This window comes from Paenibacillus sp. FSL M8-0228 (assembly GCF_038007385.1).
GTDB classification, from domain to species: domain Bacteria; phylum Bacillota; class Bacilli; order Paenibacillales; family Paenibacillaceae; genus Paenibacillus; species Paenibacillus polymyxa_D.
Window position 1 is genome coordinate 1,172,327 of the sequence record NZ_JBBOXA010000001.1, and the last position, 15,624, is coordinate 1,187,950.

Below are 15,624 nucleotides of genomic sequence, written 5' to 3' on the forward strand. Positions count from 1 at the left end.
TTTCCCATCGTCACTTTCCTCCTATAAAGGGGAGAGTGGCGGTGGGTATCCTTGCATTTGGAGTGCAAAGCTGCGAACAAAATGTGAATGGGGGATAAAGTATGAGCAAGATTACATTTCTGGGTGCAGGCAGTACGGTATTTGCTAAAAATGTGCTTGGCGATTGTATGTTGACGCCTGCTTTGCAGGGCTTTGAACTAGCGTTGTTCGATATTGACCCCGTAAGGCTGAAAGATTCAGAAAATATTTTATCCAATTTGAAAAAAACAACAGGGAGCACCTGTGTGATCCGCTCCTACACTGACCGCAAGGAAGCACTGCGTGGAGCGACTTATGTGGTAAATGCCATCCAGGTGGGCGGCTATGATCCGTGTACAATTACGGATTTTGAAATTCCAAAAAAATACGGTCTGCGCCAAACGATTGCCGATACGGTCGGCATTGGTGGCATTTTCCGCAATTTACGCACGATTCCGGTAATGCTCGATTTTGCGGCAGACGTGCGTGAGGTGTGCCCGGATGCTTGGTTTCTCAACTACACCAATCCGATGGCAGTGCTGACGAATGTAATGAACGTTTATGGCGGTGTCCGTACGGTAGGGCTGTGTCATAGCGTGCAGACGTGTATACCGGAGCTGTTCAAAAGCCTTGGGCTGGAGCAGGAAGGTGTAAAGGCAAAAATCGCAGGCATCAATCATATGGCGTGGCTGCTCGAAGTGAGTAAGGATGGTGTAGATTTATATCCTGAGATTAAAAAACGAGCCGCCGCTAAACAGCAGGAAAAGCATCATGATATGGTACGCTTTGAAATGATGCTAAAATTCGGCTATTACATTACAGAATCGTCCGAGCATAATGCGGAATATCATCCGTATTTTATCAAACGGGCATACCCTGAGCTGATCGAGCGCTTCAATATTCCTTTGGATGAATACCCGCGCCGCTGTGTGAACCAGATTGCACGATGGGAAACGATGCGTGAGGAGCTTTTGGGCGATCAGGATTTGCGTCATGAACGGTCAAACGAGTATGCCTCTTATATATTTGAGGCGATCGAAACGAATCAGCCTTTTGCCATTGGTGGCAATGTGATGAACACAGGCTTAATTACCAATCTGCCGAAGGAAGCCTGTGTAGAGGTACCTTGTCTGGTGAATCGTAACGGGGTTACGCCAACCTTTGTCGGGGATTTGCCACCCCAATGTGCTGCACTGAACCGGACGAATATTAATACCCAGCTGTTAACGATTGAAGCTGCAATCACCGGGAAAAAGGAGCACATTTATCATGCTGCTATGTTGGACCCGCACACGTCCGCAGAGCTGTCCATAGATGATATCGTTTCTCTGTGTGATGACCTGATCGCAGCGCACGGGGAATGGCTCCCACCCTATGTGTAAGGGAGACAGATGAATGGGAGGCCGGGGTCGTCAAAAGTTCGCCGGGATTCCTACAATCCGTGGGAAATTTATTGTACTGACGCTGGTACTCACCGTCATTCCGATGGTGGTATTGACCTTTACCTTTTACCAGATCGCGGCCCATTCCATCGGTGAGAAATCAGAAGCATTAGCTATGCAGTCTCGGCAAATGAGTGAAAATTACGTCAATGCCACGCTTTCCGATTTGAATGACCTGACCAATGCCATTCTCAGCAATCCTGATGTGCAGTCCATGCTGGAGACCAAGCCGGAAGATGATTATGAATATTTACGGAACGATGAAACACTCAGTATGGTTGTCCGTACGCAAACCCAGACCAAGCCGTATATCACGTCCTCTCTCATATATGCCGCCAATGGCGGGCTCAAGCATTCTCTCTATCAGGGGAATGTTTCGGTCCGTTTTGGCGGCCTTCCTACATTAGAGGAAGCACGTGTGTACTATCGCCGCCTGCTCGCCGAACGGCCCATGATGTGGATGGCTCATTCGCCGTTTGAATCAGGACGCGGGATGGCGAGGGATCGCATCTATGTGGGGAAGCTACTTCGAAAAACGACTGGAGATTACGCACCCCTCGGATTTTTGCTGCTGGAAATCGACAAGGCTAGTCTGTTTCGGGGGCTTGCTTTTCATGAGACAGACGGCAATACCCAGATGTGGGTGCTGGATCAGGAGGGCGAGCCTGTATACCGATTGCCGGAGCAAAGCGTTGCGGATCAAGCGCTATTGCGGCAGATTGCTAAATCGGCTGTGGATAGGCCAGTGCTTACGAAGGACTGGAGAACATGGAACGGTCGCCAAACGATGATCTCTTACGGCCCGTTAAATGAAGGACAATGGACGCTGCTGCAAAAAGTCGATCAGTCTGTGCTGTTCGAGGATGCGCGGAAAATTGGTGCCTGGACCATCTGGACTTTTCTGGTTGCACTGATGCTGGGCTGGATGCTGTCTTATCGGCTGAGTGACACGATTCGTCGCCCCCTGCTTCAATTGAGCCGATTAATGGCGGTCGATGGGAGTGTGAATGCTACAGGCTCAGCCCAAGCTTTCGAAGCTCCTACTTCCGTTGTTTTTAATCCTAAGGATGAGGTAGGGCAGATCGGGGAGCGTTTTCTTCATATGATGCAAAAAAATCATGAACTGTACGATCAGGTCTACGAAGCGTTGCTGTCGCGTAAGCAGGCTGAGTTCCGCGCGCTTCAGGCGCAGATTAATCCGCATTTTTTGTACAACACGCTGGAGTCACTGAAGGGAATGGCATTGGCGAATGGGCAACGGGATATGGCAGAGGTAATCGGTGCCTTCGGTAAATGTTTTCGCATTTCACTAAGTTATGGCCGAGAGCAAATCAGTTTGGGACAGGAAGTTGAGCATGTAAGCGCCTATGTGAAGGTGCAGCAGTTCAGGTTTAGGAATTCGTTCGAGTGGATTTGCGAGGTAGAGGAGGATATTTGCGGATTTTATGTACCCAAACTAATCCTCCAGCCGCTCGTCGAAAATGCTATTTACCACGGTTTAAAAGGGCGCACCGACCATGGCTATATCATGTTATCCGGCACAAGGGAAGGGGATATGTTGCGTTTGACGGTCAGTGATGATGGGGGCGGTATTGGAGCCGAGCGTCTGGACGATATTCGGAAGTCGCTAGATGCCGAGCGGGGAAGTGCTATTGGCTTTGGACTGCGCAATGTACATGAACGTCTTGGGCATTATGGTCCGCAATATGGACTGTCCGTGACAAGCGAGCCGGGTCAGTACACCTCGGTTACCTTACTGGCACCCATTCGAACTGAATAAGAAAGGGGAGAATGGCATGTACCGGCTGCTGATTGTGGACGACGAATATCATATTCGGGAAGGACTGAAGCTGATGGTGGCGGAAAGTGGCCTATCAGTGGAAGTCAGTGATGTGGCGGGGGACGGCGCAACGGCATTACGTTTGTATACGGAGCAGCGACCGGACATGGTTTTACTGGATATTAATTTACCGGATATGAGTGGACTGGACGTAGCAAAAACCATTCGGGACAAGGATCAGCAGACCCCGTTATTATTCCTGACAGGGTACGAATCTATGACGTATATTCGTCAGGCAGTCTCGCTTCAAGCGGTCGATTATTTGCTCAAGCCGGTGACCAGCGAGGATTTCGAAGCGGCATTGAGCCGGGCTGAGGATCGTATTGCGCAATGGCGAAGAAGCGAGGAGGAAGCGATTCACCGCCATCGTTCATTGGAGCCATTGTACAGGGAGCATCTACTGCTGGATTTGCTCCAGCAGCGGCGTCCTGCAGCCGAGGTCATTCGGGAGATGGACGGGCTGAGATTTTTCGGCGAGACGAGTGGGCCGCCTTATACCGTGCTGTGTTGCGAGCTGGAGGAGGCGTCGCAGCAGGAAGCAGCCGCTAGCAAGTCACACGGTTCCATGCATAAAAACAGCCATGTATTCGCTGGACTGGCTGGGGAGGCTGCGGCAGCGACCGGAGCGAAGGCGCACAGTGCAGCGGTTTCCCGCGATCGGCGTGTTGTGCTGCTGGCGACGGCATCTTGCAGGGCGGCGGAGCGGGCGGCACAGCAGATTCGGCAGGCCGTGCAGGAACGATTGAGTCTGGGCGTGTCCATCGGGATTAGCCGTCCTGTACAACGGATGGAGCAACTTCCCGAGGCGTATGAGGAAGCCGTGCAAGCGGCGGAGCATCGGGGGTGGGTGGGCTATAGCCAGATCATCCCCTACGAGAGCATTCAGGCGGCCGAGCCAAACAGCAGTCAATTACTGGAGAAGGAACTGCTGATGATTACGGAAATTCGAGCCGGTAATGATGCTGCCGTACATGCGATTTTACAGGAATGGTCAGGACAGTTGGCAGGGTTGCCATTCAAGCAGGTGAAAATGATCGTCACCCAGCTCGTGCTGTTCGTCATGCGGATCGTTCAGAATGATGCATCTGTAGGACAAACGTCCATGCAGGAGCAGGACCCGTTGCTGGAACTGTCCCGATTACGACATGGGCCCGAGATGGTTGATTATGTATCGCGCTATTTTGTTCGGGTGGGTCGACATGTCCGAGAATCACGCGAGAAGGATATTCCCCGCAAATTCCAACGGGCCAAGGAATGGATTCGGGAGCATCTTCAGGAGGATGGAGGGCTGAACCGTCTGGCAGAGTACATGAATATGAGTCCCAAATATTTGAGTACCCGTTTCAAGCAGGTTACAGGTGAAAGCTTCGCCGACTACCAGACGCGTGTTCGCTTTGAGCGAGCCCGAGAACTGCTGCTGGACCCGAATCGCAAGGTGGCGGAGGTAGCGGAGCTTGTGGGATTCACAGATACGAACTATTTTAGCATTGCCTTTAAAAAGCATACTGGACTGACCCCGACGGAGTTTCGTAAAACATTTTTGTAAACGCGCTGTTAAAAAAATCATACCAAAACAAAGAGAGTCTGGAGTCGTTGGGTGGTCGGCTCTGGGCTCTCAGCGCATAATAGGCTTGTAAGGAGAAACCAGTTCAGGAAGGGGCCGGTTGATTTGCTGAAACGAAGGTTACGGACATGGATGGCTCTCGTGATGACGGTGATGTTGACAGGGCTGACGGCTTGCAGTGGTAACGCTGGCGAACCGGCTAATCCCAATGCGGTCGAACTCAAGTTCATGTACTGGGGAAGCAATGATGAGAAGCAGGCGATGGAAAAAATGATTCAAAGCTTTAATGCATTCCACCCGAACATCCGGGTGAAGGGCGAGCATGTCCCTGGTGACTACACGACGAAAATTAACACGTTAATGGCTGCCAATCAGCTTCCTGATATCGCCTACCTGGGTGATTCCCTCACAATGAAATGGGCAAGTGAAGGCAGACTCCTGGATTTATCCTCTTATTATGACGAATATCCCGAATTAAAAAACAAGCTCAAATCCTCCTATCTCTACAGCGAACCCGGCAAGTCTATCGGCAATTACACCGCATTGGAAGTGATGCAGTTATTTTACAACAAGGAGTTGTTTACAGAAGCAGGGGTACCCGTCCCTCCGGCTGATCCTGAAAAAGCGTGGACATGGGATGAATTCCTGGAAATTGCCAAAAAGCTGACCAAGGATCAGAACGGCAAGCATCCGGGAGACAGTGGATTTGATCCGAAAAATATTGTGCAGTACGGCTTTGCCTTCGGCAATGACCGCAGCTCCTGGGGACCGCTTTTAGCAAGCAACGGCGGAGGTTTGACTGACAAAACGGGCAAGAAGTACACCCTGAACAGTCCTGAGTCGGTGGAGGTTTTTCAGAAGCTGCAGGATCTGGTGTTCAAGGAGCATGTTTCTCCTGATTTGATCCAGCAGCAGGACATGCCGTCTAATACGATTCGTCTTCAGACGAGGAAGGTCGCGATGGTGGTGGACGGAACCTGGTCCCTGCTTGATTTTTCGAACAACAAGCAGCTGCAATGGAGTATCGGCGTTCTGCCGAAGCTAAAAGAGCCCAAAACGATGATTGTTGCGGGAGCCACGGTCATTTTCCAGAGCACCAAGCACCCAAAAGAAGCGCTCGAATTTTATTTATACCATAACAATCCCGAAAAGGTGGATCTGTTCAAGTCCGGTCTTTGGATGCCTATCGAGGAAAAATATTATACCGATGAGCAGGCTATCCAGTCATGGACGAACAATGCCGCACATCCACCGGAATTTCAAAAGGCTGGCATTGAGTATGCCAGAGATTATGCGATCAAGCCGACAACTTCGACCCTTCGCAACTGGCCTGATATCGGTTCCAAACTGACCCCGGGGCTGGATCTGATCTGGACGAACAAGAAGACGCCGCAGCAGGCGCTGGATGAACTGGAACCTATCATTCAGCCATTGCTTCAAGGCGTATACCCGGATGAATAATGCGGCGGGACAGCTGCGAAAGGAGAACAGCCCATGAAGCGACCAAAATCAGGAATGATGCGCATGGAGCGAAACTGGGGTCTGCTATTCGCGCTTCCTGCCATCCTCGGATTAATGATTTTTACAATTGGACCGATCGTGGCCTCGTTCGTATTCAGCTTAACCAATTGGACGATTGGTGGACAGATGACCTTTATAGGATTGGATAATTACCGAACCATTTTGACCGAGGATGCTACCTTTTCCCAATCCATGTTCGTGACCACATATTATGCACTGGGCAGCGTGCCTCTCGGCTTGGCGGCGGCTTTTATCATTGCGCTGTTATTAAATCAAAAGGTGAGGGGGTTGTCGGTGTTTCGTACGATTTATTATCTACCTACTATTGTACCGAGTATTGCTAACACGATGTTGTGGCTGTGGATGTTCAACCCGGATTTTGGTCTGTTAAATTCGCTGCTGGAGAGCGTTGGACTGCCGGGGAGCAAATGGATTTATGACGAGAACACTGCAATACCCTCCCTGATCATGATGAGCACCTGGGGGATCGGAAACACGGTCATTATCTTTTTGGCGGGACTTCAGTCGGTTCCCACCCATCTGTATGAAGCAGCTGAGGTAGACGGCGGTAATAGGTGGCATAAATTTTTTCATATTACCATTCCTTCGATGACACCAACCATTTTCTTCAATCTGGTCATGTCTTTAATCAGCACCTTTCAGGCCTTCAATCAGGCATATGTTATGACCAACGGGGGGCCGAATAATTCAACGCTGTTCTATGTGTTCTACTTGTGGCGTACGGCCTTTACGGAGACTAAAATCGGCTACGCCTCAGCGCTGGCCTGGATCTTATTTTTCGTCATCATGGTGCTAACGGTTCTGATTTTCTCCACATCCAAAAAGTGGGTCCACTATGAAGGAGGGGAACGTTCATGAATCAGGTCACTTCTTCTGTCAATTCTTCAGAAACACCACAACATCCGCTTCCACAGCCTGAACGTTCCCGAAGTCCTGCGACCGCCACCCATTCCAAACCCTTCCCACTCAGCCGTGTTGTACTGTATATCGTTTTAATTATAGGTAGTGTTTTAATGCTGTTGCCATTTGCATGGCTTATTCGCAGCTCTCTGATGGGGACATCGCAAATTTTCGTGTTCCCGCCGGAGTGGATACCCTCTCCTTTTCAATGGAGCAATTACCCGGAGGCGCTGACTTCAGTACCGTTCGGCAGGTATTTTATGAATACGTTCATGATTGAGGTGTGTGTGCTGGCAGGAGTGATGTTGACCTCAATTGTGTCGGCGTTTACCTTTGCCCGCCTGCGCTGGCCTGGACGTAATCTGATTTTTTCCCTGCTGATCGGGTCGATGATGTTGCCTTACGCGGTGACGCTCATTCCCACTTTCGTGATGTGGCGTGAGCTGGGCGGGCTGAATACATTTCTGCCACTGATTGTTCCTGCATGGTTCGGTGGAGGGGCGTTTAACATCTTCTTGATGCGACAATTCATGCTGACGATCCCGCGCGATCTGGACGAAGCGGCTTATATGGACGGAGGTACGCCTCTGACTGTATTATGGCGTGTCATTATTCCTTTATCTTCGCCTGCATTGATCGTGATCGGAATATTTACATTTATTGATGTGTGGAACGATTTTTTGGGCCCGATTATTTACTTAAGTGACGAAAAGCATTTTACGCTCGCGCTGGGGCTGGCGACTTTCCGGGGATTGAACAATACCAACTGGCCTTACCTGATGGCGGCTTCCAGCACGATTTTGGCTCCGATCGTCGTGATATTTTTTATAGGGCAGCGTTATTTTATTGAAGGCATCACATTGACAGGGATTAAAGGCTAAAGGAAGTTAGGACGCGCTGGTGTGTTCTAAGGCATATGCCTTGAAAAGAGATGGGAAATAAGGAGGCGTACGAGTGAAAGTGGAAGACAGTCAGAAGACAAAACCGTTACAGGGTGTTCCTGGCAGACTGGCCCGGTTACGCTCGAAATTCACGGCTCTAGGGATAGATGCACTGCTTATTACACATGGGCCCAATCGAAGATATATGACCGGATTTACAGGCTCCGCTGGAATTGTGCTTGTTACGCAAGAAGAGGCTTTTTTAGTGACGGATTTCCGCTATATGATGCAGGCAACAGATCAGGCAGTGGAATATTCAGTGATTCGGCATGAGGCGCAAATCTTCCAGACCATCGCTGATCTCACAAGTAAGTTGGGGGTTCGTAGACTGGGTTTGGAGAGCAGGCATGTCTCACTTCAACAGTCGGGACAGCTTCAAGCCGCGCTGGGCTCGTTGGAGTACGTGCAAACGGAGGATGTAATTGAACGGCTGCGCGATGTGAAAGACGAAGAAGAGATTCGGACCATAAGTGAGGCAACGCGTATTACCGATGCTGCCTTTACGGAGGTGCTGAATTATATTCAGCCTGGGGTCACAGAGCGGCGGATTGCGGCGGAACTGGAATATCAGCTTCGGCTCGCAGGCGCGGAATCAGGCGGTTTTGCGTTCATTGTCGCTTCGGGTGAGCGCTCGGCATTGCCGCACGGACTGGCCAGTGACAAGGAAATTGGTCAGAACGAGTTTGTCACAATGGATTTTGGCGCAAATGTGCGTGGCTATCTATCCGATATCACGCGTACCGTATTCGTCGGCAATCCGTCGGAGCGGCACGAGGAACTGTATGCTATTGTGCTGGAAGCGAATATGACGACGATTGCTGGACTTCGCCCTGGCATGAGCGGTCGGGAGGGAGACAGTCTGGGGCGGGATGTGATTGCCTCCTATGGCTATAGGGAGCAGTTTGGTCACGGGCTGGGCCACGGCTTTGGCTTGGAGATTCATGAGCAGGTACGGCTTTCCCGCGAAAGTAAGTCGGTGCTCGTGCCGGGTCATGTCCTTACTGTGGAACCAGGCATTTATATTCCAGGCTTTGGCGGAGTTCGGATTGAGGACGATGTGCTGATCACAGATGTCGGTGTCAAGGTACTGACCTCTTCCCCTAAGGAGCTGCTTTTATTATAAAACGCAGTGGCGCTATAGGTAACTATCATAGTTTAGTTTGTAAGTCATTCAAAAATGAGATGGAGGGAATCAAATGAACACGCATAAAAGACACACCAAAATATGGCTGACTGCGCTGACGGCTTCTCTCATTGTAGCTTTGACACCAGCTATTCCGGGTCAACAGGCTTATGCCGAGGCAAAATCGGGTGTAAAAGTCGTCGACATTTTTAGCCGGACGGTGAACGATTATGGTATAGATCTGGTTGATTGGCAAGGATATCTGGCGAACCCGTATGTAAAGCTAAAAGTGAAGCCGCCAGTGGATGCTGCTTTTCCGGTGACGGTTACGCTGAATGCGCGGGGCACGTCCCGGCTGATGATGGATCTGCCAAGTACGTTGTCGGCACAAGGAGCAAGCAAAACGTTGACTTTTGCCAATGCACAGGAGGAAAAAGATTTTCGGCTAGCCATCCATCCTGACCGGATTGGAGGAAACGGTGAAATAGAGAATTACACGCTGTCTATGTCTGTTGCTGGAAATGATGGTCACACGACCGCTCAGTCCATTCCGATTCGCGTGTTGGATCAGGACGATAATGAAGAGCCCACAATCCCCCTCCATTTTGACTACAGATTCGATACGATCAAGCCTTATTTCAATGATGCGGCTACCAAAAAAGCCGCAGAGCTGGCGGTAAAGGACTGGTTCTATTTCTTTGATCTGGCTCCTTTCGATGAGGTTCCTGCCAACGCGGAGGTAAACCATCTGCCAGGAGACGACTGGCAAAATGAAATACAGGTGACAAATGATAAGCCCTACAAAGGCATGTGGGTGTTTATGAGAGGGCTGAACGGACCCTATTCTACAGGCTTTCCAGCCACGAACGGCAATTATCATACACGTAACGGTGTGACCGTCCCGGGGAACCTGAACCGTTCCTATAGTTTGATTTTGGATTTCTATGATGATGCGATTCCATTCACATCCGTAGACGATGAAGAATGGTATCAATCCGATCTGTCCAAGGTGACGGATGTGCATGGGCTGATCATGCATGAATTTGGTCATGCGATTGTGTTCAGCGACACATTCCCGGGTGTCAAAGCGCTGAAGGAAGCGGCGGGCAATGACCCTGATATTATGGCTTATCAGCACAGACCGGCTGCATTGGATGACAGCTATCATCTATCTGGAGAGCTCGCAGAAGTCGACAGATTGAGTGGACAAAATGGAGGCTGGCGCCATCTGTTCCCGACCCGGCGCTGGATGAACACGAAGCTTTCGCTACTGGTAGCAGAAAAAGCGGGCTGGCCGCTGCGTAAGGACCTGACTCCTTTCCTCGCGCCAGAAATCATGACGAAGGTATTGCCAGCACCCGTCAAAGGCAAAGCGTACATGGCTAAGCTGGAGGCCAAGGGAGGGGTTCCGTTTTACGATTGGATGGTGACAGGCGGTCAACTGCCCGCAGGGTTCACACTGGATCGCTTTACAGGAACGATTAGCGGAACAGCGGACAGCGGAGCAGGCAACAAGACGTATACGTTCACTGTACAGCTGCGGGATTATGATGAGCTGAGCAAGCCTGTGACGCAAACCTTTACGCTCAAGCTGTAAATAATACCTCATAAGCAGATTAAAACGGCCGAAGGGAGGGAAGCGAATGAAACATGATGCCGCGGATCTGGTCATTGTAGGCGGCGGAATCATCGGTACAGCCATCGCTTATTATGCAGCTAAGTCCGGTATGAAGGTCGTGCTGGCTGAGCGAGGGGAGATTGCTGGAGGCACTTCGTCCCGTTGTGATGGAAATATATTGGCAATCGATAAAGAGCCCGGGTTTGACAGTCGAATGTCGTTGGTATCGCAGGAACTGGTGGCAGAGCTGGCTAGGGAATTGGAGGATGAGTTTGAGTATCGTGCGCCTGGAAGTATTCTGGTCTGTGAAAACGATCAGGAGATGCAAGCGGCTGAGCAGTGGGTAACCCGTCAGCAGCAGGAAGGACTTCCGTTTCGCATGCTGGATCATCAGGATTTGCGAGAGGAATGGCCACATTTGGCCAAAGATTTACCGGGTGGGCTGGAGTGTGCGACAGATTCCACTGTGAATCCGATGTTGATGACGTATGCACTGGCCGAGGCCGCGCGTCGGATGGGGGCCAAGTTATTACCGCGCATGCCGATACAGTCCATCCTTCAGGACGAAAGGGGGAACGTCCGCGGGGTCGAGACGCCTAATGGCGTTATCCATGCAGGTGCAGTGGTATTGGCGGCAGGTGTATGGACACGCAGCATGGGTCATTCACTCGGTATGGACCTTCCGATTATACCGCGCAAAGGACATATACTGGTGTCTGCTCGAATGCCTTCCATTGGCAACCGCAAGGTAATGGAGTTCGGCTATCTGATGAGCAAGTTTGGCGGTCAGCGGTGTGTGGATGAGCTTTATGAAAAATACGGTGTAGCGCTGGTATTCGAGCCAACCGCATCTCAAAACATTCTGATCGGCAGCAGCCGTCAGTTTGTCGGTATGGACACACGTGTCGATCAGCAAGTGATTCGCTTAATCGCCCGTAGAGCCATTCGTTTTTTTCCTGCTTTAGCCAATGTACCGCTGATGCGGGCGTATACTGGCTTACGTCCATGGACACCTGATCATTTGCCAATTGTATCAGTGGTGGACGAAGTACCGGGGCTGTATATCGCTTCTGGTCATGAGGGGGATGGCATTAGTCTTGCGGCGGTTACGGGTAAACTGGTGACCGAAATGGTACGCGGCGAACCCACTTGCATTCCGGTGGAGCCGCTGCGATATGACCGATTTGGGGAGGCTTTTACCAACCACGAGGTTCACGGGGAGGTAACCGGATGAGTGTACTGGGCAGAATTACTACCATTGATACCCATACGGGGGGCAATCCGACGCGAACGGTCATTCACGGCGCGCCTAAGCTGGTAGGTCGTACGATGCTGGAAAAAATGACTTATATGGCAGCACATCATGATGATTTTCGCCGTTTGCTGATGTTCGAGCCGCGAGGGCATGAGGTGATGTCGGGCTGTATTTTAACAGAACCGTGTCACCCAGATGCTGATATCGGTGTGGTCTTTATAGAGACCGGTGGCTATTTACCGATGTGCGGTCACGATACGATTGGAGTATGTACGGCGCTGATGGAGGGCGGACTGATTGCTGCGGATAAAAAAGCAATATTGCTGGACACTCCGGCAGGCCCGGTTCAAGTGCAACTGGAGGTGGATAAGGGCAAGGTGCGACAAGTCACGTTCACAAACATTCCTTCTTTTGTGTACCGTCGTGAGGTGGAGGTCCAGGTAGAGGGCATCGGGCAAGTCACGCTGGATATTGCGTATGGAGGCAACTTTTACGGCATTGTAGAGGCGGCTTCCATCGGTCTTGCACTGGAGCAGAGCCATGGGGCAAAAATTGTACGAACAGCGGTGCAGATTCGGGAGGCAGTGAATGCGGTTGTTGAGGTCGTGCATCCTGAAAATCCGGTTATTCAAGGATTGACACATATTGAATTTTACGGGGAGCCTGTGGCTCCACAGGCCGATTGCCGCAATGTCGTTGTCATCCCACCGGGAGGTATCGATCGTTCTCCTTGTGGCACAGGAACCTCGGCCAAGGTAGCGGTGTTGCACGCCAAGGGAAAACTGGACTTCAATGAGCCGTTTGTACATGAAAGCATCACAGGTTCCATGTTTCGGGCTGAAATCGTGGGGGAGACGCAGATCGGTCCTTATCCGGCAGTCATCCCACAAATTACAGGCTCGGCTTGGGTGACGGGACATCATCAATTTGTGTTGGATCCTGAGGACCCGCTTAAAGAAGGTTTTTTGCTGATGTGAGCATTTTACATCATTCCCGAATGCTGAATATGAAAATAAAGATCGGAAAGGGTTGGTAAGCATATGGCACGTTTTGAAGGTGTATATGTGGCCTTGGTTACACCGTTCACGGCAGAGCTGGAGGTAGACCATAAGCGTCTTACCGAGCTATGCGAGCATCTGATTGCAAGTGGCATTAGCGGACTGGTTCCTACAGGATCGCTGGGAGAATATGCGGCTTTGTCCCCGGAGGAACGGTCGCAGGTTGTGCATACCGTAATTGACGCTGCGGCAGGGCGTGTCCCGGTTGTTGTCGGCTCGGCGGCTCCGTCCACCAAACAAGCGGTGCATTGGATTCAGCATGCGAAGGATGCTGGGGCTGCGGGTGTCATGGCACTGCCACCCATTAATTACAATCCACTGCCTCATGAGGTAACGGCCCATTATGAAGCATTGTCAAAGGTGGGCTTGCCGATCATTGCGTATAACAACCCCCATGATTACAAGGTTGACTTGACTCCAGATATTCTTGCGGACTTGTCGCGAATTGAAAATATCGTAGCAGTCAAGGAATTTTCCGGTGATGTACGGCGTATTCACGCTATTTTGGATCAGACAGAGCTGGAGGTCATGGTCGGAGTAGATAATCTAGCGATGGAGGGGGCATTGTTCGGCGCGACAGGCTGGATTTCGGGGGTGCCTAATGCGTTGCCCAAGGAAGGGGTAGAGTTGTTCCGACTTGCGCAGGCGGGAAATATGGCAGAAGCGTCCGCGTTGTATCGCAAGCTGCTGCCGCTGTTCCACTATGATGCCAGCCCGCAATTGGTACAGTCCATCAAATATATGATGGAGCTGGCTGGATTTCCGGTCGGTCCGACACGTCCGCCCAGACTTGCGCTGCCGCAGGCGGATTATGACCGCATTCGCGAAGCATTTGAGGTGGCGGTTCGTCCAAGCGAAGTATCATCCTGAATGGAGGTGAAGACGATGGAGAGCCGAAATTGGATCGGTGGTGAGTGGCTGAGCCCTTCCGGCGAGGAAATGGTGGTTCACAATCCTTCGGACTTGAAGGAGGAGGTGGGAGTCGTCCATTTTTCAGAAACGAGCGATATTACACAGGCCGGGGATGCGGCACGGCTGGCTCAGGCGGGCTGGGCCGCTTTAAGTCCCGCAGCGCGGGGAGTTTATCTGTTCAAAGCAGCCGGTTTACTAGAGGCAGCATTACCTGAATTGGCTGAGCTGGCCAGTCGTGAGATGGGCAAGCCGATTACCGAGATGCGCGGAGAGGTCATGCGAGGTGTCCATCTGCTTCGGTACTATGCAGCAGAGGGCGTACGTTCCATCGGTACAGTCATTCCTTCGAATGAGCCGGGAGTGCTCCAATACACGAAGCGCATTCCGCTAGGTGTAACGGCTGTCATTACGCCGTGGAATTTTCCGGTAGCTATTCCGCTATGGAAAATCGCCCCTGCACTTTTGTGCGGAAACACGGTCATCTGGAAGCCTGCCGAACATGCTTCATTAACTGCAGTACGGGTCGCCGAGCTATTCGAGGCGGTGCAGTTTCCGCCCGGCGTACTGAACTTAGTCATTGGGCAAGGTAACCGTATTGGCGATGCCTTACTGGAGCATCCGGTACTGGATGCAGTCAGTTTCACGGGTTCTACCGCTACAGGTTTGGGCATTGCCGAGCGATGCGCGCGCCGTAACATGAAGTACCAGACCGAGATGGGCGGTAAAAATGCCGCCATTGTGCTGAAAGACGCGGATGTAGCACAGGCGGTGGCGATGATTGTCAGCGGGGCTTTCCGTTCAGCCGGGCAAAAATGCACGGCCACTAGTCGGGTGATTGTGGAACAGTCTGTCTATGAGACGTTCACGGAAGCCTTACGCCAAGCGGTGGAAAAAATACAGATCGCTCCGGCGCTTGACGCCGGTGCGTATCTTGGACCTGTGGCATCCGCAGGTCAATACGAGAAGGTCATGTCCTATATATCGCTGGCCCGCCGGGAAGCCGAGATTTTGGCCGAAGGTGGAGCCGCTGCCGGGACAGAGAACGGGTATTATGTGCGTCCACTGGTGGCGACTGGACTCAATTCGTCCCACCCGTTGATTCAGGAGGAGATTTTTGGACCTGTGATGGGGGTCGTGCAGGCGGACGACTTCGAGGATGCAATTCGACTGTGCAATGATTCTATTTATGGATTAAGCGCCTCTCTATTCACCCGCGATTTGCGGTTGGCTCATCGGTTTCTGGATGAGGCGAACGCCGGTATGGTTCGGGTTAATCAGGAGACGGCTGGTGTTGAATACCAGGCTCCGTTCGGCGGTCTGAAGCAATCCAGTTCACATACCCGGGAACAGGGCCAGGCGGCGCTGGATTTTTATTCAGCGATTAAAACCTGTGCGATCAGTTATGAGTAAG

Annotated in this window: 12 protein-coding genes; all 12 read left to right on the forward strand. The window is 51.4% G+C overall.

Annotation, left to right across the window (positions count from 1 at the left end; translation table 11 throughout):
- Positions 1–101: 101 nt before the first annotated feature.
- The 12 genes from MKY98_RS05380 to MKY98_RS05435 all read left to right on the forward strand — a co-directional run bounded on the left by MKY98_RS05380 (position 102) and on the right by MKY98_RS05435 (position 15,623).
- Positions 102–1,400, forward strand: a complete 1,299-nt coding sequence (locus tag MKY98_RS05380; protein ID WP_069010315.1) for an alpha-glucosidase/alpha-galactosidase — start codon at positions 102–104, stop codon at positions 1,398–1,400.
- A gap of 13 nt (positions 1,401–1,413) precedes the next feature.
- A complete protein-coding gene (locus MKY98_RS05385) occupies positions 1,414–3,240 on the forward strand; it encodes a sensor histidine kinase (protein ID WP_069010316.1) in 1,827 nt (608 codons plus the stop codon).
- Between the two features lie 16 nt (positions 3,241–3,256).
- Entirely contained in the window at positions 3,257–4,846 is a 1,590-nt protein-coding gene (locus MKY98_RS05390) for a response regulator (protein ID WP_069010317.1), read from the forward strand.
- Between the two features lie 123 nt (positions 4,847–4,969).
- A complete protein-coding gene (locus MKY98_RS05395; RefSeq protein WP_245231545.1) occupies positions 4,970–6,325 on the forward strand; it encodes an ABC transporter substrate-binding protein in 1,356 nt (451 codons plus the stop codon).
- A 33-nt stretch (positions 6,326–6,358) separates the two neighbouring features.
- A complete protein-coding gene (locus MKY98_RS05400; protein WP_069010319.1) occupies positions 6,359–7,264 on the forward strand; it encodes a carbohydrate ABC transporter permease in 906 nt (301 codons plus the stop codon).
- Positions 7,261–8,187, forward strand: coding sequence for a carbohydrate ABC transporter permease (locus tag MKY98_RS05405; RefSeq protein ID WP_069010320.1), 927 nt, complete (start codon positions 7,261–7,263; stop codon positions 8,185–8,187). The genes MKY98_RS05400 and MKY98_RS05405 overlap by 4 nt, the downstream gene beginning before the upstream one ends.
- A 79-nt stretch (positions 8,188–8,266) precedes the next feature.
- Complete coding sequence (locus MKY98_RS05410) at positions 8,267–9,370, forward strand: M24 family metallopeptidase (protein WP_069010383.1); 1,104 nt, start codon at positions 8,267–8,269, stop codon at positions 9,368–9,370.
- A gap of 73 nt (positions 9,371–9,443) precedes the next feature.
- On the forward strand, positions 9,444–10,967 hold the full coding sequence (locus tag MKY98_RS05415; protein WP_069010321.1) for an Ig domain-containing protein: 1,524 nt from the start codon (positions 9,444–9,446) through the stop codon (positions 10,965–10,967).
- Positions 10,968–11,013: 46 nt separating this feature from the next.
- Positions 11,014–12,222 (forward strand): NAD(P)/FAD-dependent oxidoreductase, encoded by a 1,209-nt coding sequence (locus tag MKY98_RS05420; RefSeq protein ID WP_069010322.1) that lies wholly within the window; start codon positions 11,014–11,016, stop codon positions 12,220–12,222.
- A complete protein-coding gene (locus MKY98_RS05425) occupies positions 12,219–13,220 on the forward strand; it encodes a proline racemase family protein (RefSeq protein WP_069010323.1) in 1,002 nt (333 codons plus the stop codon). Before MKY98_RS05420 ends, MKY98_RS05425 begins: the two co-directional genes overlap by 4 nt.
- Before the next feature lie 63 nt (positions 13,221–13,283).
- Positions 13,284–14,171, forward strand: coding sequence for a dihydrodipicolinate synthase family protein (locus MKY98_RS05430; RefSeq protein ID WP_069010324.1), 888 nt, complete (start codon positions 13,284–13,286; stop codon positions 14,169–14,171).
- 15 nt (positions 14,172–14,186) lie between these two features.
- Entirely contained in the window at positions 14,187–15,623 is a 1,437-nt protein-coding gene (locus MKY98_RS05435) for an aldehyde dehydrogenase family protein (protein WP_069010325.1), read from the forward strand.
- The last annotated feature ends 1 nt before the right edge of the window (position 15,624 follow it).